16 protein-coding genes are annotated in these 23,440 nt (G+C 47.6%); 4 read left to right on the forward strand and 12 right to left on the reverse strand.

Annotated features, from left to right (window positions below; all coding sequences use genetic code 11):
• Positions 1-51 precede the first annotated feature (51 nt).
• From glgC to malQ, 5 genes are all read right to left on the reverse strand, one after another.
• Positions 52-1,314 (reverse strand): glucose-1-phosphate adenylyltransferase, encoded by a 1,263-nt coding sequence (gene glgC, locus Q4Q52_RS06760; protein WP_006085131.1) that lies wholly within the window; start codon positions 1,312-1,314, stop codon positions 52-54.
• 183 nt (positions 1,315-1,497) lie between these two features.
• Positions 1,498-4,029 carry a glycogen/starch/alpha-glucan phosphorylase gene (locus Q4Q52_RS06765; protein ID WP_311990163.1) on the reverse strand — a complete coding sequence of 844 codons (2,532 nt, stop codon included), beginning with the start codon at positions 4,027-4,029 and terminating at the stop codon, positions 1,498-1,500.
• 11 nt (positions 4,030-4,040) lie between these two features.
• Positions 4,041-6,242, reverse strand: coding sequence for a glycogen debranching protein GlgX (glgX, locus tag Q4Q52_RS06770; protein WP_311990164.1), 2,202 nt, complete (start codon positions 6,240-6,242; stop codon positions 4,041-4,043).
• Between the two features lies 1 nt (position 6,243).
• The gene (gene glgB / locus Q4Q52_RS06775; RefSeq protein WP_259482074.1) at positions 6,244-8,475 is read right to left on the reverse strand and encodes a 1,4-alpha-glucan branching protein GlgB; all 2,232 of its coding nucleotides are present in this window, start codon (positions 8,473-8,475) and stop codon (positions 6,244-6,246) included.
• Positions 8,476-8,589: 114 nt separating this feature from the next.
• Entirely contained in the window at positions 8,590-11,016 is a 2,427-nt protein-coding gene (gene malQ, locus Q4Q52_RS06780) for a 4-alpha-glucanotransferase (protein WP_311990165.1), read from the reverse strand.
• Positions 11,017-11,621: 605 nt separating this feature from the next.
• On the opposite strand from malQ, the gene Q4Q52_RS06785 reads away from it, so the two are divergent.
• Positions 11,622-12,251 carry a peptidylprolyl isomerase gene (locus Q4Q52_RS06785; RefSeq protein WP_311990166.1) on the forward strand — a complete coding sequence of 210 codons (630 nt, stop codon included), beginning with the start codon at positions 11,622-11,624 and terminating at the stop codon, positions 12,249-12,251.
• 128 nt (positions 12,252-12,379) lie between these two features.
• Here Q4Q52_RS06785 and Q4Q52_RS06790 read toward each other — a convergent pair whose 3' ends face one another.
• The 6 genes from Q4Q52_RS06790 to betI form a co-directional block, all read right to left on the reverse strand.
• Positions 12,380-12,856, reverse strand: coding sequence for a MarR family winged helix-turn-helix transcriptional regulator (locus Q4Q52_RS06790; RefSeq protein WP_006080852.1), 477 nt, complete (start codon positions 12,854-12,856; stop codon positions 12,380-12,382).
• 91 nt (positions 12,857-12,947) lie between these two features.
• Positions 12,948-13,652, reverse strand: coding sequence for a TorF family putative porin (locus Q4Q52_RS06795; RefSeq protein WP_311990167.1), 705 nt, complete (start codon positions 13,650-13,652; stop codon positions 12,948-12,950).
• 14 nt (positions 13,653-13,666) lie between these two features.
• The gene (locus Q4Q52_RS06800) at positions 13,667-14,884 is read right to left on the reverse strand and encodes a BCCT family transporter (RefSeq protein ID WP_311990168.1); all 1,218 of its coding nucleotides are present in this window, start codon (positions 14,882-14,884) and stop codon (positions 13,667-13,669) included.
• A 389-nt stretch (positions 14,885-15,273) separates the two neighbouring features.
• Positions 15,274-16,959, reverse strand: a complete 1,686-nt coding sequence (gene betA, locus Q4Q52_RS06805; protein WP_311990169.1) for a choline dehydrogenase — start codon at positions 16,957-16,959, stop codon at positions 15,274-15,276.
• A gap of 9 nt (positions 16,960-16,968) precedes the next feature.
• Complete coding sequence (gene betB / locus Q4Q52_RS06810; RefSeq protein ID WP_311990170.1) at positions 16,969-18,432, reverse strand: betaine-aldehyde dehydrogenase; 1,464 nt, start codon at positions 18,430-18,432, stop codon at positions 16,969-16,971.
• A complete protein-coding gene (gene betI / locus Q4Q52_RS06815) occupies positions 18,423-19,028 on the reverse strand; it encodes a transcriptional regulator BetI (protein ID WP_259523567.1) in 606 nt (201 codons plus the stop codon). The genes betB and betI overlap by 10 nt, the downstream gene beginning before the upstream one ends.
• Before the next feature lie 613 nt (positions 19,029-19,641).
• Between betI and yiaY the strand changes: the two genes are divergently transcribed.
• The 3 genes from yiaY to Q4Q52_RS06830 all read left to right on the forward strand — a co-directional run bounded on the left by yiaY (position 19,642) and on the right by Q4Q52_RS06830 (position 22,490).
• Entirely contained in the window at positions 19,642-20,790 is a 1,149-nt protein-coding gene (gene yiaY / locus Q4Q52_RS06820) for an L-threonine dehydrogenase (protein ID WP_311990171.1), read from the forward strand.
• Between the two features lie 838 nt (positions 20,791-21,628).
• Entirely contained in the window at positions 21,629-21,994 is a 366-nt protein-coding gene (locus tag Q4Q52_RS06825) for a hypothetical protein (protein ID WP_006080845.1), read from the forward strand.
• A gap of 289 nt (positions 21,995-22,283) precedes the next feature.
• Positions 22,284-22,490, forward strand: a complete 207-nt coding sequence (locus Q4Q52_RS06830) for a hypothetical protein (protein WP_006080844.1) — start codon at positions 22,284-22,286, stop codon at positions 22,488-22,490.
• Between the two features lie 80 nt (positions 22,491-22,570).
• Here Q4Q52_RS06830 and Q4Q52_RS06835 read toward each other — a convergent pair whose 3' ends face one another.
• A complete protein-coding gene (locus Q4Q52_RS06835; RefSeq protein ID WP_006080843.1) occupies positions 22,571-22,939 on the reverse strand; it encodes an acyl-CoA thioesterase in 369 nt (122 codons plus the stop codon).
• Between the last annotated feature and the right edge of the window lie 501 nt (positions 22,940-23,440).

The following is a 23,440-nucleotide window of genomic DNA, read 5'->3' on the forward strand; positions in this document are numbered from 1 at the left end:
TACCTAAGCCATTTTTACTTTAATGATCAATTTACTTTAATGATCAAAGCACTATTCATAGCCTACAGGCAAACCTAGCATGTCACGGGTCACTAAAGTTACGCCTTTTTCCGACACCCTAAAACCTTTGGCTCGGTCGTGATCATGGTTATAACCTATCACCATGCCTTCGGGAATAATGCAGCCACGGTCGAGTATGGCATTCTTGATTTTGCAATGGCGCAGCACGACCACATCGGGCAGCACGACTGAATCTTCAACCAACGAATAAGAACAGACACGTACTTCGTTAAACAATACGCTACGGCGCACTGTCGCACCCGAAATAATACAACCGCCCGAGACAATCGAGTCCAGCGCCATACCGCGTCTATCATCGTCATCAAACACAAATTTAGCGGGTGGCAATTGTTCTTGGAAGGTCCAAATTGGCCATTTTGCATCGTACAAATTCAGTGCTGGCGTGGGCGATAACAGTTCCATATTCGCTTGCCAGAAAGAGTCTAACGTCCCCACATCGCGCCAATAGGCTTGCTCGTTCGGGAAAGCGCTCTTAAAGGGATAGGCAAACACATTATGTTTTTCGATGATCGCAGGAATAATATCCTTACCAAAATCGCGATCTGAGCTTTCGTTTAAGGCATCTTTCTTGAGCTGGTCAAACAAAAACTCTGTGTTAAACACATAGTTGCCCATAGATGCTAAACACATTTCAGGATTACCCGGAGAATGCTTAGGTTGCAGCGGCTTTTCTTCAAAGCCTAAAATGCGCATCTCTTCATCGACTTCCATCACCCCAAACGAACCCGCAGCTTCGGCAATCGGCACTTCAAGGCAAGAGACTGTCATATCTGCACCCGACTCGGCATGGGCAGCTAATAACCCAGCATAATCCATGCGATACACGTGATCGCCAGACAACACCATTACGTATTTAGGCAGCTCGTGGCGAATGATATCGATATTTTGAAATACCGCATCGGCCGTGCCTTGGTACCAGTTTTCCGAATAGCGTTGTGAAGCAGGTAAAATCTCCACCGACTCGCCGAGCTCCTTCTTAAAATGACCCCAACCGCGCATCACATGGCGGATCAAAGAATGCGACTTGTACTGAGTCACAACCCCGACACGACGAATACCCGAGTTGATACAATTTGAGAGCGGGAAATCAATAATACGAAACTTACCACCGAAATACAGTGCAGGTTTAGCACGCCAATCCGTGAGTTCATGCAAGCGAGACCCGCGCCCACCAGCTAAAATCAACGCATAGGTTTCACGAGTTAAATTACTGATATAACGAACATTAGACATAGGCTCTTACTCCGAAATCGGCAAACTGATTGCCCATAAATGGCTTCTCGATACGGCAGAAACTGCCGTATTCCCCTGAGTATTTCTCACTTGCATTCCCCATTCCTTCCATTGATTGTTGCTTTCCTTTCAAATACTTATACTCAACCGCTATAACAATACTTGTAACCCAGAGCCCAGCCCTTACAGTTTCCAAATTTCATCGCGATAACCTGCGATCGTCACATCACTCGAAAAACGTCCGCTGGCGGCGGTATTGCGAATACTCATTTGCGTCCATACCTGCGGATCTTTATAGGCCCGCGCCACGGCTTCTTGCACAACTCGATAACTGTCAAAGTCGGCGGCCGTCATCCATTGATCGTCGCTGCTTTCGATGGCGGCAATAATAGGATCGAAAATCCCAGGCTCCAGCAGATTGAAATGACCACTCTTGAGTAACTTCATCACCTCAGATAACGCCGGTGAATCGTCAATAATGCTGCGTGGATGATAGTGGTTACGTACCTCTGAGACCTGCTCCGCATTGAGTCCAAACAGGAAGAAGTTCTCTGAGCCTACTTCCTCTAACATCTCGATATTGGCGCCATCCATAGTGCCAATCGTCAGTGCGCCGTTCATCATGAACTTCATATTGCCCGTGCCCGATGCTTCTTTACCCGCGGTCGAAATTTGCTCGGATAAATCCGTTCCCGGACAGATTTTTTCCATGGCGCTGACGTTGTAATTGGGTAAGAAAGCAAAACGTAGATAAGGCGTGACTAAAGGATCGGAATTGACCATATGGGCGACATTGCTGGCGAGCTTGATGATCAACTTAGCCATAAAGTAACCGGGCGCCGCTTTACCGCCGATCAACACGCAACGTGGCACCATGTTTTCGGTGTGGCCTTGTTGGATCTGATGATAGAGATGAACCACATGTAAGATATTGAGCAGCTGGCGTTTATATTCGTGAATACGCTTCACTTGCACATCAAACAACATAGATGGATCGAACTCGACGCCACATTCTTTAGTAATCATCTTAGCCAGCAAAGACTTGTTGGCTTGCTTCACATCACGCCATTTTTGGATAAATGCCGTGTCCTGTGTGAGGGCATTAAGCGCCGTTAACTGGCTTAAATCTGTCACCCACTCTTTACCTAAATGGGCGGTCAATAACTTAGCTAAGGCAGGATTACAATGGGCAAGCCAACGCCTTGGGGTCACGCCATTGGTGCGGTTATTAAACTTGTGCGGCCACAACTCATAGAAATCCTTAAACAACCCAGATTTAAGCAGTTGCGTGTGTAAACCCGCGACGCCGTTGACCGAAAAACTCGCCACAATCGCCAGATACGCCATACGCACATGGGGATGGGGGCCATCTTGAATAATCGACATACTCGCCAGTTTGCTAGCGTCCCCCGGCCAGTGGTGGGCGACTAAATCTAAGTAGCGGGCGTTGATTTCATAAATGATTTCTAAAATGCGTGGCAGCATCTGCGCCATCATGCGCACGGGCCAGCGCTCTAGTGCTTCTGGCAATAGGGTATGGTTAGTGTACGCCATGGTTTGGCTGGTGATCGCCCACGCACTGTCCCATTCCAAACCGTATTCGTCGATCAATAACCGCATCAACTCAGGTACGGCAATACTGGGGTGAGTGTCGTTCAGCTGCATCACATTTTTAGCGGCAAACTGGGTGAAATCATGACCATGACGACTCACCCAACGTTTGAGCAAATCTTGCAAACTGGCGGAGGATAAAAAGTATTGCTGACGTAATCGCAGCTCTTTGCCGTTCTCGCTCGCATCATTAGGATAGAGCACCATAGTGATCTGCTCGGCCAAGTTTTTACGGGCCACGGCTTCTGTGTAGTCGCCTTGGTTAAACTCAGCTAAATCAAAATCATCGGTCGCTTCGGCCTTCCACAATCTCAGGGTATTCACCCGTCCATTGCGATAACCGGGAACTGGCATGTCATAGGCGACGGCGAGCACATCTTGGGTTTCAACCCAAATAATGTGTCTGCGGCCCTGTTTATCGACATAGGATTCAGTGTGACCAAAAAATGGCACTGTCACGTTGTGGGTCGGCACGCGCACTTCCCACGGATTGCCTTCGCGCAGCCAACGGTCGGGACGCTCAACCTGATAACCGTCGACTATCTTCTGGGCGAACATGCCATATTCGTAACGTATGCCATAACCCGTCACGGATAAGTCTATACTGGCGCAGCTATCGAGGAAACACGCCGCCAATCGACCTAAACCGCCGTTACCTAAACCGGCATCATGTTCGGCTTCTTCTAACTCTTCCAGTGATACCGCATAGTTGCTCAAGGCATCACGGCTATCTTGCTGTAAATCTAAACTCAGCAGTGCATTACCTAGCGCCCTGCCCATCAAAAACTCAAGGGATAAATACGCCACTTGCTTGCGCTGAAAATGGCTGTCATCCACACGGGTCTGACGCCAATTGTCTAGCATCTGCTCTTTGACGCTATAGGCCAACGCTTGAAATAATTCGCAGCTCACACCTTCGCCACGGCTGAGTCCATAACGTAAATGGCGCTCAAAGGAAGCGGGTAAGGCATCGCAGGGCTCACAGGGTTCAACGGCTTTAGGCTTGGCCTGACGCTTAGCTGGCGCCTTCTTACTCGCCGCTTTTGGCGCGGATGATACGGGTTTTTCGCTGGTATTTGGGCTCAGTTCGCTTTCGTCAGTCATAGTTAATTCCTTCATTTCTTGAAAATCAAATCAGCATGAAAAAGCATGAGACTGCGATCTTGCAGCAAGTATCGCGTCGTAGAGATCTGAGCATCCAGCGGCTCAGTTTGGGTGTGGATCAGGCATTGCCACGGACTCAAGTGCTCAAAGGTCGGCGGCGTAAATGCCAAAGGATTATCGTCGGCGTTGACCATCAACAGCAGAGCTTGCTGCTTACCTTGGCCTTCTAAGTCACCCGAAAGCACTACAGATAAACTGCGGCACATAGATTCAGTCCACAGGCTCTTGGTCATTTGCTCACCTTGACGACTAAACCAATCTAAGCGAGCACCGGTATCGGCTAAAGATTCGGCCAATAACTGTTCATGAATGAAGCGTTTAGCGCATAACAACGGGAAACGTTTCCGCAGGGCGATAAGCTGCTGAGTAAAGGCTAACAGCTCAGTGTCCATGCCCTTTGCCGACCAATCGAACCAGTTCAGTTCATTGTCTTGGCAATAGGCATTATTGTTGCCTTGCTGGGTGCGGCCCGTTTCATCGCCGCTCAACAACATAGGCACACCTTGGGATAAAAATAGTGTCGTCAATAAGTTACGCTGTTGACGACCACGAAGTGCCAGAATTGCGCTATCTTCGGTTTCCCCTTCAATCCCATAATGATGACTGAAGTTTTCTTGGTGACCATCGCGATTATCTTCCCCATTCGCCAAGTTGTGGCGCTGGGTATAACTCACTAAATCTTTGAGGGTAAAACCGTCGTGGCTGGTTAAAAAGTTAAGACTGGTCGCAGGCGGACGGCCGCCATGCTCGAAGAAATCCCCCGAGCCGTGAAACCGTCTGGCAAATTCGGGCAACATGCTGTGATCGCCGCGCCAGAAACGGCGCATAGTGTCTCTATATCTGTCATTCCACTCGCTAAAGGCCACGGGAAAATTACCTAATTGATAACCGCCAGGGCCGATATCCCAAGGCTCAGCAATCAATTTCACTCGGCACAACACAGGGTCTTGTAACAATGCATCGAAGAAACCTGAGCCGGGATCAAAACCATAGGCCTCGCGACCTAGGCAGGCCGCTAAGTCGAAGCGAAATCCATCGACGCCCATGATTTCTACCCAGTAACGCAGCGAATCTAACACGAGCTGCAACATGCGTGGATGGTTGATATTTAAGGTGTTTCCGCAACCCGTATCGTTAATGTAAAAACGCTTATCATTCGGATGTAGGCGGTAATAACTGAGATTATCTATGCCACGAAAACTAAAGGTTGGCCCAAGTCGACTGCCCTCGGCGCTGTGGTTATAGACCACATCGAGGATCACTTCGATACCCGCACCGTGGAGTGCATCCACCATAGCGCGAAACTCACCAATATCGTCGGATGACAGATAACTCGGCTCGGGGGCAAAAAAGCCAATACTGTTGTAACCCCAATAATTAGTAAGCTTTTTCTCGAGCAAAAATGGTTCAGTAAAAAAGGCCTGTACTGGAAGTAACTCGACGCACGTCACCCCAAGTTCGGCCAAATAATCGATAGCAGGCTGAGTCGCCAAGCCCGCAAAGGTGGCGCGTTTATTAGGTTCAATCTCAGGATGCGCCGCCGTAAAGCCTTTAACGTGCATCTCATAAATGATGCTGCGCTCTAGGGGTTTGGGCTGAAACCTGGTCGCGACAGGCTGAATCGACTGCTTAGCGGCGATATCGATTAATGGACGAATGTCCACAACCTTACATTTTGGCACATAGGCAGCGTTATCTAACTTACTGAAAGATAAGTCTTCATCCTTGTGATTCAGCTCGTAACCATAGTTAGACTCATGGTCGCTATACTCACCGACCAGCTGGCGGGCATAGGGGTCGAGCAATAACTTATTGGGGTTAAATCTGTGGCCAAGCTGAGGCTCATAGGAGCCATAAACGCGATAGCCGTAGAGTTGCCCCGCCTTGAGCCCATGCACAAACACATGCCAGATTTGCTGGGTTTGCTCAGTTAACGCAATCCGCGCGATTTCTTGCTCGCCATTGTCGTCAAATAGGCATAACTCGACCGCTGTCGCGTTAGCTGAAAATAACGCAAAGTTGACGCCATCACCCTCGACACTCGCACCGAGCGGAAAAGGCTCACCTGCCCCCAAGGCCCATTTCTCATTTTGAGAGGGGTTATGTTTAGCGTCAGGGTTGAGCTTGATATCATCAGCCGTGGGCTTTTGCATACTAGTTCGCCTCAGCCAATCCAGTTGCAGGCCCTATCACTAGGCAACCCAAGGGCGGCACAGTGATCAGCGCGCTCTGCGCCATGCCCTGCCACGGCAGCGACTCAGCAACGACAGTGCCCGCATTACCTTGGTTACTGCCACCATAAATCTGGCTATCGCTATTCAGGTATTCGCGGTAATCCCCCGCCAAAGGCAAACCAATACGGAACCCAGTGTGCAATTGGGGCGTCATGTTGATGACAAACACTAACGGCGCATCACCCGCTAAGCCGTAACGCACAAAGGTAAAGATGCTGTCGCGGCTATTTTCACAATCTAGCCAACTAAATCCTGCCCCCTCGTAATCCTGAACCGATAAAGCAGGCATGGCTTGATATAAGTGATTGAGATCTTTAAGCCAACGTTGCACACCTTGGTGCGGTTCATAGGCCAATAAGTGCCAATCTAAACTCTGGTTATGGTTCCACTCATTTCGCTGACCAAACTCGCAGCCCATAAAGAGTAATTTCTTACCGGGATGCCCCCACATAAAACCGTAATATGCACGCAGAGTTGCAAATTTCTGCCAATCATCACCGGGAATTTTATGTAGCAACGAGCCCTTGCCATGAACCACTTCATCGTGACTCACGGACAACATAAATTGCTCGGTATAGGCGTACATCAAACTGAAGGTCAATTGATGATGGTGGAATTGGCGGTAAAGCGGATCTCGGCCTAAGTAGCTTAAGCTGTCGTTCATCCAGCCCATATTCCATTTAAAGCCAAAGCCGAGACCTTGCTGATCCGTCGGCTTAGTCACCCCCGCAAAAGCGGTAGACTCTTCGGCGATCATGCAAATGCCGGGGAAAGCTTGGTACAGGCGTTGATTCAAAATTTGTAAGAAACTAATGGCCTCAAGATTCTCCCGTCCACCATAGGCATTAGGCAGCCATTGGCCCGGCTCGCGGCTGTAATCGAGGTACAACATGGAAGACACGGCATCGAGACGCAGGCCATCGAAATGAAACTCCCGCAGCCAGTAACAGGCATTACTCAACAAGAAACTGCGCACTTCACCGCGATCATAGTTATAAATCAGGGTATCCCAATCGGGATGTGTGCCCTTGCGAGGATCTTCATGCTCATACAAACAAGTGCCATCAAAACGCACTAAGCCGTGGGGATCCTTAGGAAAATGCGCCGACACCCAATCGAGGATGATACCAATTCCCGCCTGATGGCAGGCATCCACAAAGGCTTTTAACCCATTGGCATCGCCAAATCTGTGGGTCGGTGCATAGAGACCCACAGGCTGATATCCCCACGAACCATCGAAGGGAAACTCGCTGATCGGCATCAGTTCAATGTGGGTAAAACCTTGCTCCTTCACATAGGGAATAAGCTGTTCAATCAAGTCTTGATAATCAAGATATTGCTCGCCTTGCTCTCCCTTACGACGCCACGAACCTAAGTGCACTTCGTAGGCCGACATGGGCGCTTTATGCCAAGCTGTCGCCGCTCGCTTACTCATCCAAGCGGTATCATTCCAACTGTGATGGGCTTTTGGGGGCACGATAGAAGCGTTATGGGGTGCGCATTCCATTTGAGTCGCCATAGGATCGGATTTAGTATGACGCTCACCATTTTGGTAAACCAAATCAAACTTATAGTGGGCGCCTTCAACCACATTGGGTAGAAATAGCTCCCACAAACCATTGGCAAGATGTTGGCGCATTACATGGCGAGTATCGTCCCAATGATTGAAATCCCCCACCACAGAAACCCGTTTGGCATTGGGTGCCCACACACAAAAATGCACACCTTCAACGCCTTGGGTCTGACGCCAGTTGGCGCCTAAAAACTCATAGGCGCGCTCGGCGCTGCCTTCACCAAACAGGTAAATATCGTCACTATTGAGCAGTGAATCAAACTGATAAGGGTCGACTATATCTAGCTGACACAGGGGATATTCTACCCGCAGCAAATAGAGAAACGGTTTGACACGTCGCCCCAGCGTACCGGCGAACAGTCCCTGCTCGTTGACTTTGTCCAGACTAGCTACTTTGCGGCCATCTTTAATGCTGATCACATCCACACTGAGGGCATTGCGTAAAAAACAACGTACAATTAATGCCTTACCCTCATTGGCACTGTGCATACCCAAGAGCGAAAAAACATCAGTGTATTGACCATTAAGTAGGGCGACGTCGGCGCCATCGTAAAAATAGGCATTGGCTTGAGTCATCATTTTTCTTCCGTTTATCAGTCAATTAAACTTGCAAATTGGCACTCTTTATCCGAATAGCAACCCCTAAATATTGAACCTTTAGGGATGGCATAATGTGGCACTGGATCAGCAGCATTAACTCGGTAGCTGTCTCGCCGCAGCGATATTTTGTAATCGCTGCAATATCTCTGGCGAAGCCGACACTTGCGTTAAACTCAAAGGTAAGCGCCGCTGCCAGTTAGGATATTCGAGCCAAGTGCCGGGAATGTTCACCGCATGGCGATCGGCTAATAAATCACACAGTTGCACGCTGTACAGCGCACTATTTCCGCGAGCCCCTAGGGTCATCCAAGCCGTGAGCAAGGTTTGAATATCGAGTTCGGCTATCATCACCTCGGCTAACAGACCTTGTGCGACTAACAGTGAAATAAGCTGCTGCTTTTCATGTTCACGCCCAGCCAGTGCCTCGCCCAATTGTTCGTCAGTTTCAAACAGGGATAACTGTCGACGCAGGTGTAAATCGCTGCCGCACCACCAAGCTACTAAGGTCGGCACATCGTGGTTCGCCAGCATCATCAGGCTCTGGGACTTGTATTGATCCGGTGATTTAAAGCCTTGATGGTCTTTGCAGAAATAGAACAATTCGTTGGAGTAAATGCCAGAGGTGTAGAGACGATGAATAATGTCCGGTGGCACTAGCCCTAAGTCTTCACCAATCACCACACAGCGGGCGCGTTGACTCTCAAGGCAAACGATGGCGAGCAAGGTTTCAACGGGATAATACACATAGGCACCGTGGCCGAGTTGTTTATCCAGTGGCCACCACCAGAGGCGCAGTAAGCCCATCACGTGATCGATACGCAAGGCGCCACAGCTTTCCATATTGGCGCGGATCAAGGCGATAAAATGACTGAAATTATGTTGTTTTAACTTCACCGGATCGAGGGGCGTTAAGCCCCAATTTTGCCCTTGGGGCGCAAAGGGATCGGGCGGTGCGCCGATACTGGCATGCAAACAAAACTGCTCGGCATTGGCCTGTACTTCACTGCCCTGCAGCGCTGCGCCAACGGCCAAATCACGGATTAATCCCAACCCCATGCCCACTTCTTTCGCTTTTAGCTGGCAAAGGTGTAACTGGTTTTCGGCCACAAATTGCAGGTAAAGATAGAAACCTTCCTCTTGTACAAACGCTTTTGGGCTACGTAAGTATTCCGCTTGAGCAAACTCTTGCAGCGCAGTGCCCTGCTCACGCACAAACTCATGGAATCTTTGCGCTCTGGGCGTGTCGTTTGCTAAATGGGTTTCACAAAAAACGCGATATAACTGCTCAAAGGCACGGTATTTGAGCTCACTCACCTTAGGATAATCGAGCCAATTGTCACGATTCAGTAAGGCGATGGCCTCTAGCCAAGTAGCGCTTGAAAACTCAGTCGCAAGCGTTTGGTATTCAGGAACACTTTGTAATTGAATATAAAGAGGATTGAGTCTGCGGCGATCGCACGGACTATAGGGACTAGGATGCTCTGGCGCCGCAATGTCGAGGGCATGCAAGGGATTGAGTTGAATGAAATCCGCGCCCTGCGCCGCCACCAGCGCGATCAGTTGTTCTAAATCGCCAAAGTCACCTATGCCCCATTGGCTCTCGCTGCGTAAACTATAGAGTTGAACGCTGATCCCCCAAGGTTTATGGCGCTTACCTTGGGCGACAGCAGTCAGTACGCCTTGATAAGCGGCCCGCGGTGCCACCATTAAAGTGCCAGAAAACAAAGTGCTGGTATCAGCCTCAGCCGTCACACTGCTCACTAGCGCCGAGCTTGGCGCTTGTGCACTTGTCTCTAGGGCATGTTTTAAGCTTAAAGCTATGCGATGAAAGCCCAAACCTAACACAGAGAAATCACTCGCATTTTTGTCAGCTGCATGCGCAAATGAGTCTTGGTTTTTGATTAAAGCTGGGTTGTTAGTGAACTCTTGGCTGCTCAGGAAATAAGACGCTAAATTCACCGCCTCAGTCTCGGCGGTCATTGAGTGTTCAGGGGAAGCTTGGGTCTTGGCCTCAGCTAAATCGAGGCGTGCTAATCCCAGTTGCGTAAGATCAAGGCGATAGTGGAGATAAAGCGTTTGTTCAATGCGGTAATCGCCAATCGACTTAAGCGCCGAGAACGGCACATCAAATACGATAGACTCACCCTGTTCGCATTCAATCGCCACACTCAGATCTGAAGTATAGCTTTCAGGTAAACAAAGGCTTATCCAAGGTTCATCCACAAAACACCAATGGAATTCGGGTAAAACCTGAGTCCAAGGACGGGCATCCAGCAAGTCAATTTGTGAGGCGATCAGCGCTTCAGTCAATACCGCATCGACATTAGTCAGCCCAGCATCACTCGATAACGCCTCTGTAGCAGAAGCATCAATGGCAGTCCCTGCCACAGTGTTTTTTTCCTGTAACATACAGGTCAAGATACCTTGCCTGTCTACCTCGGAAATATGGATCTCTTGGCCAAAACAATCAGTAAATTCTGCTCCAACCCCCCGCAAATACAGCAACTTTTCCAGCCCCATATTTTGTCGCCCCCGCGACCGCTCATCCATGGCTTTAGATATACAGTAACCATGCCAACCAAAAGTAACAAGAAGATGACATAAATATTTCAGGGAAATAACAAAAAACTTTTTCAAAAAATCAGTAACTTACTAGAAGCACTCAGTTAAGTTCGCGCGCAGTGACAATCGAAATAATAGACATGGAACGCACCAACTTGGGGCATGCGTTCAGCAAGAGGGCAAGCATGCTTCCCAAGGCCTTAACGAAAAGCAGTCGCGAGAGGCAGTTACAAAAGACAAGCACTAAGCAGGGAACTAAGGCATAGAAATAACATGACAGGCGTAAGACATTTATATGTCATAGCATTCGAACTAAAACCCAATGAATAAGACCCAAAACATATCGACTAGTGAGTTCGGTGCAACACTTTGTATCAATTGCACTTTATAACTTGAACAGCCTATCTCTCCTCTGTCAACATCTCATCTCGCTACAGCGTAGAAACATAATAACAACATTACATTCATGGAGCCTGATATGCCCTCGCTTATCCGCCAGAGGCTCGCTCGATGGAACGCTAAAGCAGAAACTCCCCAATGATGATTGAGAATAAGGATATGAAATGAAGAAGTTATCAGGATTACTGTTTGTCGGCTGCATAGCCTTAACCGGTTGTGAAGGAAGTACAGATGGTGATCTAACGCCGACGCCACCGACGCCCGATCCCACTCCGCCAGCCTTAGCTGCGGATGTATGTTATTTAATGAAAACCACAAAAGGCGATATCACACTCGCCATTGACTTAACGAACATGCCAATCACAGGTAAAAACTTTAAGCAGTATGTTGATAAGTCTTTCTATAACGGCACCTTATTCCATAGAACCGTTAATAACTTTATGATCCAAGGCGGCGGTTTTACCACAGGGCTCAAAAGCAAACCAGGCGATGCCCCCATCAAGAATGAAGCCGCAGTCGGTATTAGCAACAAACGTGGCACTATCTCCATGGCTCGCACGGATGACCCTAATTCTGCAACATCACAGTTCTTTATCAATGTGTTAGATAATCCACATTTGGATGCGTCTGCGAGCAATTATGGTTATGCCGTGTTTGGCAAAGTGGTTGACGGCATGGATGTGGCGGATCAGATCAGCATAGTACCAACAAAAAGTAGCGGTGGTTTCGCCAACACGCCAGTACAAGAAATTCTGATTAACTCTGTGGCTACAACAAACTGCCCTGCTGCTTAAGTATGTAAAAGATGCACAGCTAAACGACATCGAGTTAAAAGCAAAAAAGCACTGAATCTTCAGTGCTTTTTCATTTTAAAAACGAATCGATTTTAGCGTCTAATTCATTTAAACCATGAGCTAAACAATTACTCGTCGCCTTGGATCTTTCCGACCAAGAGCATAGGCGCCGCATCAATTTTATCGGCGTCCATCATAGTCGCGATACGCTCAACCGCAGAGAGCAATTGACTTTGTTCCCATTCTTCAAGATTCTGATAACGCTTAATAAAATGATCCTGTAACGGTTTAGGTGAGTCCTGTAACAGCGCTCGTCCCGCATCGCTAAGGTATAAATGCACCTTACGTTTGTCAGTCTCACTGCGCAAACGGATCACTAAACCACGGCCCTCGAGTCGATCGATAATGGTCGTCACAGTCGCAGGGCTCAGCGTGATCTCTTCCGCCACAGTTTTCGCCAATGGCGCATCCAATTGGGCGATTTTCTGCATCACCATCAATTGCGGCCCAGTTAAACCTGAGTGTTTGTTCAGCTGGCGAGAATGAATGTCGATAGCGCGTATCACTCGACGCAGCGAAATGAGCAGTTGTTCGTACTTTTCCATAATGTCCCGTCCCAGTTGTCCAGTGCACCTTACCAGAAAGCGCGACTGAACTCACCAAGAGGAGGCACTTTTATGGTAAAAGTCCCTTAGATTACAACATGAATTGACGCGATACCGACAACACCAGGCGCTCGTCACTGGTATCTAAGTTCATGCTGGTATCTTCAGCGGCAAGGCTGAAATCAAAGCCGCTCCAGCTGGTCATATAGGCAACGCGATAGTGATTAAAGGATTTACCGCCATCCCATGACCATTTGTCTTCATCGAGTGACGTCGAGCGGTCAACACTGAAGCGAATATCATGGCCTTCGGCAACGCTAATCGTATGGCCGAGCAACATAGTGTAATGTCCGCCGCCCAACCCAAAGTAGTCCCATGTGTAGGTTAACTTAGCTTCAGAGTGGCCAAGGGAAGTGTCGTAACCTAGCTTGCTATACAGCTCAGGATAGTTGTACTCATCTGAGAAGGAATCGCCGTGGTAGGTGTAATAGGCCAGTCCGACATCGAGACTCAATTGTTTATTCAACTGATAGTATTTACCCGCATAGGCATCGAGCTCCAACCAAGTGTCATCGCTGCCACCAAAGTCGACGTTCGAGGTAAAGCCGCCCACGTACCAGCCCGAATCAAAACCGTAATCCAGACTGCCTTGCAGTGCTGGGCCGTTGTCCGTTTGGCTGACACCGTTAAAAGTGTAATCCGACGTCGCCGTCACAGTGGCCGATAATCCGGCATTCGCCGCAGTCGACATCAATAATAATCCGCCGGCGACAAGATAAAAACATTTTGATTTCATTATTAATTTTTCCATTAGTTAGCTAGCTCAATTTTAGTAAAGTCGATTTTGTTCTCTTTTGGCGAGCGCTCAATGGCACGAACAGTTTGCAATTGCGTCATCATGATGTAACCAAAACAGCTAAAGATCAGGCCCAGTGCGATTGCACCAACCCATTGAATTTGAAGAAAGTCTAATTGAAAGAGTAATGTCAGACTGCAGAGCAACACTAAGTTAAAGCTGACATATTTAAGCTTGCCTAAACGCTCAATCGTCAGATTAAGATTGTCGGTATACAGGCGTACCAGTGAGTCGAGTGAGTTAATCACAAAGGTCACCCCTACAATCACCATCGCCAGATTATAGAAGCCCGAGGTATCTAACCCATTGGCGCTGTAGTAATAAAGCACGGTGAACCAGATAGCGATGGGAATAGACGGAAACACCATCATGGCCAGCAGCACTTGATAGGTTTTCATCCCGCCGACAAAGCGCGAGGTAAATTGACCAATCATAATGCTCCACGCAAACCACCAGAACAGATAAAACTCATGGTAGTCGTTGATGGGTAACACAAAATGTTGAATATTGCCGAAGTAGTCGCCCAGCATGGCAAAGGTCGTAAAGAACTCGCCCACACTTGAGTCAGCCGATAAAAATGCACTGGCCCACATCATGGCAATCAAGCCTAAAAATAACCAAGTGCTGGCTAAGCTCAAAATACGCACATAACGTATGCTAGTGCTGGAATATACCGCCGCGGCAATCACCATAAATACGATTAAATAAAAGCTACCGACTATGGTTTCGCCATCACCTAATTCGGGTAAGTACCAGGGCAAATTGCTTAATAACAAATAGGCGGTAAAGGCACAGGTACCAATAATCACGATATTATTAATGAACTTGACCAAGGGAATATCGAAGAACTTCACCCTAGGTTCAATCACACAAAAATAGAAGCAGGTTAAAAAGTAGAAACCCCAAATCAAGAAGGCCCAAAAGCCAAACTCAATCGCCAGCGGATTGGTTAAGCCGTATTCAGGACTCGCCGCCACATTGGCATAGCCGGCAAACTCGGTCAGCGGAAACATGATCAAGCCGACATCAAGGCCAGAGGTGAACAGAATCGCGATAAAGGTAAACGTACGCACAGGCGTCACACCGATACAGCGAATGTTACCCCAGCGATAAATCACAAACGCAATCGCGGCAAAAGTAAACAGTATCCCTGCGGATAATAACCAGGTCATAGGATGCACTCCGTCCCAGTCGATACTGGATATAAGTAGGCATGAGGATATGAATCCATAAAATGTAACTCCATGTTTTTATTTAATAATAAAAAACTGAATCATTTTTAAAGGCAGCGCTCTGCCCTCAAGCCTTAAATATCGCTACTTAAAAAGCGCTCTGCGATAGTTAAACCCTGATAGATGTTCAGTCGTGAAAGTGATCATTTGCACACTCACTGCGGGCTGACCGACCCTTTAGATAAAATGAATCATGACCCTTATTTTGAGTAATCAATTAATGAGTTTTGAGTCATCAATTAATGAGTCACTTAAAATTGAAGCCGCCAGTCCATCGATAAGACGGACCGAGCAGGCATGTTGTGCACTTATGGCGTTAACTTACGCCGCTAACTTGTAGCTGTACTTCTTTGTGTGGTTTGCCAAGCGTCGGCAACCACAACGGCGGAATCTGCTGGCGCTAACATCTCAGCCTCTAAAATCATATCCGCAGCGCGCTCAGCCAACATGATGGTCGGCGCGTTCAAATTGCCGTTCGGGATAGTCGGGAAAATAGAAGAATCCACTACCCGTAAATTCTGCAATCCGTGCACGCGGGTTTCAGGATCCACCACCGCCATCGCATCTGTGCCCATCTTGCATGAACAAGAAGGATGATAAGCACTCTCAACCGATTGACGCACAAAGGCATCGATTTGCGCATCGGTTTGCACTTGTGTGCCGGGTTGAATTTCCTCACCGCGATACTCATCGAATGGCGCTTGATTGATGATCTCACGGGTCAAACGCACGCAGGCCCTAAAGCCTTCAATATCATCAGGATGCTGTAAATAATTGAACTGGATCTTAGGCGGCGCTTTAGGATCTGCCGATACTAAGGTCACGGCACCACGGCTTTTAGGCTTGTTATGGCCCACATGCACCTGAAAACCATGCCCCGCAAAAGCTTCTTTACCATCGTAGCGCATAGCCGCAGGTAAAAAGTGGTACTGCAAATCTGGCCACTCGAGACCCGTTTTTGAGCGAATAAAACCACAGGATTCAAAGTGATTCGTGGCCCCTAGACCAGACTTATCTAAGATCCACCGAGCACCGATTAAGAACTTGCTGAATGGATCTAACTTGCCATTGAGTGAAATCGGTTTAAGGCATTTGAATTGGAAATAAAACTCTAAATGATCCTGTAAATTCTGACCAACACCGGGCAACTCATGTTGTAACTCGACCCCTGCATCGGCCAATACTTTGGGATCGCCAATACCTGATAATTGCAGTAAATGCGGCGAACCTATTGATCCAGCAGCTAAAATCACTTCTTTATTACAACGAATATCTTCAACTTTGCCTTTGTGCTCAATGCGAACGCCAACGGCCGCTTGTCCTTCCAATAGCACTTTATGCACTAAGGTGTGGGTCAACACAGTAAGGTTACGTCTGGCCATCGCTGGGCGTAAATAGGCATTAGCGGTAGACCAACGCACGCCTTTTTTGACCGTCATGTGCATGGGACCAAAACCTTCTTGCTGCGCCGCATTATAATCGGCGGTCGATAAATACCCCGCCGCAATGCCCGCATCCACAAAGGCTTGGTATAAGGGATTTTGCATCTGATTGCCGTTATTCACACCTAACGGCCCAGACTCGCCGCGATACTCATCGCCACCAAAGGCCCAGGTTTCTGCCTTTTTAAAATACGGCAAGCAATGGCTATAATCCCAGTTGGTCGCCCCTTGCGCCTGCCACTCATCAAAGTCTCTGGCATGACCACGGACATACACCATGCCGTTGATCGACGATGAACCGCCAAGCACTTTACCCCGAGGGCAATGCATCTTGCGATTATCTAAATGCGGCTCAGGCTGCGTCTCAAACTGCCAAGCATATTTAGGGCTGTTCATCGGAATCGATAACGCCGTCGGCATCTGAATAAAGATGCTCTTATCGCTGCCACCGGTTTCTAATAACAGTACTTCGTTTTTAGGATCCTTAGACAGACGATTAGCGAGCACACACCCTGCAGAACCGGCGCCGACTATGATGTAGTTATAATATTTTTGCTGGAGTGAATGGGTCAAAATGCCTCCTTAAAATGGGCTTTCTAAGGGCTGTAGACCCACGTAAACGGCTTTAACTTGGGTGTAATGCTTGAGTGTCTCGCTACCGTTTTCACGGCCAATACCCGACAACTTATACCCACCTACTGGCATTTCGGCTGGCGATGCACCATAGGCATTGATCCAGCAAATACCCGCTTGTAACTGATGAATAACCCGATGGGCACGGCTGATATCTTGGGTGAACACCCCAGCAGCTAGGCCCATGGCGGTATTGTTTGCCCGAGCAATCACTTCGGCTTCATCTTTAAAGGTGAGTACCGACATCACAGGGCCAAAGATTTCCTCTTGGCAGATACGCATCTCGTCGGTGCAATCGGTGAAAATGGTTGGGGCGACAAAGTAACCATTGGGAGCATTTTCAGGCGTTAACGCTGTGCCACCAGTGAGCAGAGTTGCGCCGTCATCGATACCTTGCTGAATGTAATCGAGCACTTTTTGTTGATGATCTTTGGAGATCAACGCGCCAAAGTTAGTCTCTGGCGCCATAGGATCGCCCACCACAATATTGGCTTGAGTACGGGCAAGCAGTTTTTCGATAAAGCGTGAATAAACCGATTCATGAACAAACACTCGCGTCCCATTGGTGCAGACTTCACCTTGGGTGTAGAAGTTACCGAGCATGGCACCTGAAACCGCATTGTCGATATCAGCATCGTCAAACACGATAAGCGGTGATTTTCCACCGAGTTCCATAGTGACGTCTTTTAATGAACTTGCTGCAGCGGCCATGACTTTTTTGCCAGTACCGACTTCACCAGTGAAAGACACTTTGGCAATATCCGGATGTCCCGTTAACCAAGCGCCAACCTTGCCATCGCCCATCACGACGTTAAATACGCCATCGGGCAAACCCGCTTCACTTAAGAGTTGCGCTAATTTCAGTGCGCCAAGCGGCGTTTCTTCCGAAGGTTTAAAAATCATCACATTGCCGCTGGCTAATGCAGGAGCGGCCTTCCAACAGGCGATTTGTAATGGGTAATTCCAGGCGCCAATACCAGCACAAATGCCTAAAGGCTCACGGCGGGTGTAATAAAAATCCCCACCGACTTGCTGCTGCGCGCCTTCAAGCCCTGGGGCAATATGGGCGAAAAACTCGATAGCATCTGCGCCTGTGACCACATCAACCACTGAGGCTTCTTGCCAAGGTTTACCTGTGTCGCGCACTTCGATTGCCGCGAGTTCATCATTACGAGAGCGCAATAATGCGACCGCGTTTAACAGAATACGGCTGCGTTCAGTAGCACTCATGGCAGACCAAATCGCAAAGCCTTTTTTGGCGCTCTCGATGGCCGCTTGCTGAATTTTTTCATCGGCCACTTGCACTCGGTACGCCAATTGCCCAGTGGCAGGATTGACGACGTCGAAGGTTTCGCCGCTATCGTTAGCGAGCAACTGGCCCGCAATAAAGTTGTACTGTACTTCTACTGACATGTTTTGACTCCATGCTGCTTTATCACATTGTGGATAAAGGTTTTGCATAATTTTTCGGCCTGAACAAAATCCTGCTCAGGGGTTTCACTTAAGGCGCTGCGTAACCAAAATCCATCGATCATCGCCGCCGTTTGCTCAGCAGCCATCAGGGCAAACTCTTTGGGCAACACGTGCCGAAAGGAAAAATGTAAGTTGCTGTATAAGCGGCGACTATTAATATTCTGCAAACGGGCTAACTGGGGATCGTGGACGGCCTGTGCCCAAAAACTCAGCCAAGTGTGAGTGACATTTCGTGAGCACTGTAACTCGGTAAAATTCGCTTCAACTATCATCATTAAGCGCTCTGTTGGCGCCAACACTTGTCCTTGGATTCGATTGAGCAACGCCTGCTTTAACTGCTCGAGCAAGTGGCGTAGCGTCGCTTGGATCAAGCCCTGCTTACCACTGAAATAATGACTGATGATCCCCGACGACATCCCCGCCAACTGACTAATGCTGTTGATAGTCGTGTGCTGCAATCCATGCAAGGCAACCGATGCTAATGTCGCATCGATAAGCTGCTGTCTGCGTATCAATTTCATTGCGGCTTTAGGCATAAATACTCAAGGAATAACCACTCTCTCAATACTCTGAACGACGTTAATTGAACGTTCAATTAACAATCATGATAATGATTAGTGATGTAACTATCAACCTAAAATGGCACAGTGACAAAGCTCACAAGTTAGTTATGTAAAAAAGAATTAATGTGTAAAAACAAGATAAATGTATAGATTTCTTTGACTTGCGGCCCTACCACAACCACAGCAGCACGCATAAATCAATATTAGATATCAAACTAATTAACTGGAGTTAATGCTACGAATGAGAGTATTAACGAGGTTTAACCTCTGTTAGATTTAACAATTGAGCCGTCAAATGTTAGCTAAAAAGTGGGATGAAAAGTGAGATAAAAAGACCAGTAAAAAACACACAAAAATGATGCCTCGCCACGGGCGCTATCCCCCCCAGAAAAACCATATCGTACGCCAATACTAATACCCGTCATAAAAGTCCGAAGTTTAGTTACCGAGTTCCAACTTTAGTGGGAAATTACCCCCAGATAAGCGCCGAACTCGATCGAGCTCACACTTTCACTACCTCCAAATTGGTAGCTTGATCACCAGAAAAGAACACAACTTAATCTTTACAAGCAAATAGGTGGATTTTATGGCTGCTAAATTTTTTATTCCTTCTGTCAACGTATTAGGCCAAGGCGCAGTGGATGACGCTATCGGTGACATCAAAACCTTAGGCTTTAAACACGCACTCATAGTGACAGACAAACCCTTAGTCAAAATTGGCTTAGTCGGTGAAGTGGCCGAAAAACTTGGTCAAAATGGCATTATCTCCACCATCTATGATGGCGTACAACCTAACCCAACCGTGACGAACGTCGAAGCCGGTTTAGCCCTGTTAAAAGCCAACAAGTGTGACTTTGTGATTTCACTCGGTGGCGGCTCACCCCATGATTGCGCCAAAGGTATCGCCCTTGTTGCCACCAATGGCGGCAGCATTAAGGATTACGAAGGGTTAGATCAATCCGCAAAACCACAGTTGCCATTAGTGGCTATTAATACGACGGCAGGTACTGCCAGTGAAATGACGCGCTTCTGTATCATTACCGACGAAGCCCGCCACATTAAAATGGCGATTGTCGATAAACACACTACGCCTTTGCTGTCGGTCAATGACCCTGAACTCATGCTGAAAAAGCCTGCGAGCCTCACGGCCGCAACCGGTATGGATGCACTGACTCACGCGGTTGAAGCCTATGTGTCTATTGCTGCCAACCCGATCACCGACGCCTGCGCGATCAAGGCCATGGAATTGATTCAGGCTAACTTAGTCAACGCGGTTGAAAACGGTCAAGACATCAATGCCCGTGAACAAATGGCCTACGCCCAGTTCTTAGCGGGTATGGCCTTTAACAATGCCAGCTTAGGTTATGTGCATGCGATGGCGCACCAGTTAGGCGGTTTCTACGATCTGCCCCACGGTGTGTGTAACGCCCTGCTGCTGCCCCATGTACAGGAATACAACGCCCAGGTCGTCCCTGCTCGCTTGAAAGACATTGCCAAGGCTATGGGTGTGGATGTGTCTAGCATGACCGATGAGCAAGGTGCCAGTGCGGCAATAGCGGCAATCAAAAAGCTGTCTGTTGCGGTTAAGATCCCAGAAAACCTGACCTTGTTAGGCGTAAAAGCGGAAGATATTCCAACACTTGCGGATAACGCGTTAAAAGATGCCTGTGGATTCACCAATCCAAAACAAGCGACCCATGCGGAGATCTGTCAGATCTTCACTAATGCGCTATAGTTGCGCGCTGTAATCGCCATACTTTATCAATCGCAAGTTATCGCACAGCAATCGTGCGCTAACTTGCTGGATAACGACTGATTGTCCTGCTAGTGCGTAAACACGACTTCATCCTCCAATGAATGCGTTTTGGGCTCCAATAGTGCGCAGATTATCGCTGCACTATTGGGGCCTTTTTTATACTGGTATCGACAAGGTTGCTATCTTAAAAATTGAGTAACAAAAACCAACATAAAACTCAGTGTCTATGCACCTTTGCACTGACAAAACACTCACAAATCCACATATTCAAGAAGAAAGGATCTGAACCTCAAATATTCATAGCAAAATGATATAAAAAACGTGATCTCTGTGGGTTACAGACTGTTACAGATCCGATAAGATGGCCCCAGTTCGCTTTTTCCCTGCAAAAGATGAAGCCAGCTGAGAGGCCCGTTCTAACGAATGGGCCTCTGTCCATTCTGCCTTCTGCGTTTCCTCTGCGACAACTTATGCTGCCACTTAATCGTATTACGCCCACCAAAGCCTAATTAACCTATTTACTCCGCTGCTCACTCTTTTTATCAATAAGACTTACTGACGACCAAGTTGTTGCTTTATTAATCAGTAATTCAGCAAAAGCGAAACTTCACCCAAAACTGAGATCTAGCACAAAGTTATTGGCATAAAACTCATGCTAAATAGAGACATGACAGATTAAGTAAATGGTTAATTTTCATGCAGTAACTATCCTTCTCCGTCAAAAAACATCAAGGCTAAATAGACTTAATTAATGATTGACCGAATTCAAAAACGATGCCTATGATGGCAACAATATCCTCGAACAGGTAGGTACGCTATGACTGCAATCACCCATGTATATAACTACACAGTTAGATGTCCACATTACAAAGATCCTGAACATCCCGTTACTTGGTTAAATCATATTGAAATGAACCAGTCCTGTGAAATCGCGTTAAATCGCATCACTAAGTGGCACGAGCTTTCTGGGGATAAGTCCTTCGAAACAAATAAGTTTGTGGTTCGCAAAGCCGAAAATGAAGATGCCTACTTCTCGATGCAGAGTGACAGACTCAAAAATGACGGCCATGCCTTAGTCACCTTTAAAATCTTTTTAGATGATTGCTGTGACGATGCCGCACCGGAAGAAATCATGCAGCACCTGATTGAAGACTATCAACAACGCTTAGCCAAACTCGAATAATCTTTGCAGTATTATTTAGCGACCTTAGACGCCAGTGCGCAAAACGCCACTGGCGTTTTTATTTACTGAATTCATAAAATTTAAACTCCGACGTCATTTCGCCCCATCCGCTCCACACCTCTTGCCCAAACTTGCCTAAAGACATTACGACAACGGCTTGGCAGATACTGGTGCCATAGCGTGATTCAGCTCAAGATCTGTTATATTGTCCCGAATGTTATTTGGCACTGTAGAAATGACAGGGCCCAGTAAATTGAGTTATGAACTTAAATTGAGGATTAGCATCACAATGAATAAAGCGACGCTCATTATTATTCCTTTATTACTCGCTACATCCGCCTGTGCGGATTTAAAGGACGCAGGCCGTGCCATTGGCACAACCACTAAAGATGTCACCACTGAGATAGGTCACGCGACCCGAGACACCACCAAAGCCATAGGTCATGCCTCGCGGGATGCCGTCAAATCGGTAAAAGAAGATTTAACCAAAGACTAATTACTGTGGCGCCTAGGCGTCACAGTCTGTTTTAAGTATCTTGTCTATTCAAACGTCACGCATTTCAAGCTCCGCGCCCACTAAGCCGCATTCGCCCGAATACCGTGGGGCACAGGCAATCCTTGGGCATTCACATGCACAAACACCATCTTATCTATACTCACCACTGGCGCCTGCGTCATCTTATTACGCACTTGGCAGCTTACAGTAATCGAACTGTGGCCGAGGCTCACCAGCTCCAGACCAAACTCGATCACATCACCTTGATGCGCTGGCGTCATAAAGTTGATTTCAGAAATCAGCTTAGTCACATGGCTGGTGCTCTTCATCTGGCAGGCAGCAAAAATAGCGGCCTCCTCGTCTATCCAACTGAGCAACTGACCGCCAAACAGCGTATTTGCTGGATTTAAATGTTCAGGTTTAACTAAACGGCGACTGTAATATTTCATGGCGGTGACCTCAATGTGAATGCCAACAATCAGCTTTAATACGCTATAACTTCCCACTGTATTCAGAGCATTTTTCAGGCCACAATTGATAGCCATTAAATAACAATGAGATAGCAATAAGCTGCTGTAAAATAATCCGATTACTGCACCAAGTCGTATCAGAGTTGCACCATATTAATCAGCGCAATAGTGAACCAATAAGCAAAAAAATAGCGACTCATAGAGTCGCCAAGCTAAGGCAAGCAAAAACTTACTGGGTAGGAAGTTAAGTCACAAGATTTGACTTAAAAACCCGCACAACACATGTAGGCGAACTGCACGGGGATAACAGCTGCAAAGCAGCTAAACACAGGCTTACGGGTAACACTCTTTCATTCTCGACTCGAGATTTAGGCTGCAAGGTCGGTAACTCATCACAGTCCGCCCTTGCCCTCTATTTCGAGTTTTTAACCACGCCTCACCACACATCAGCATAAGGCGTGCTAAGGAGTGATCCACAAT

Source organism: Shewanella sp. SP1S2-4 (genome assembly GCF_031932075.1).
In the GTDB taxonomy this organism is placed as follows: domain Bacteria; phylum Pseudomonadota; class Gammaproteobacteria; order Enterobacterales; family Shewanellaceae; genus Shewanella; species Shewanella baltica.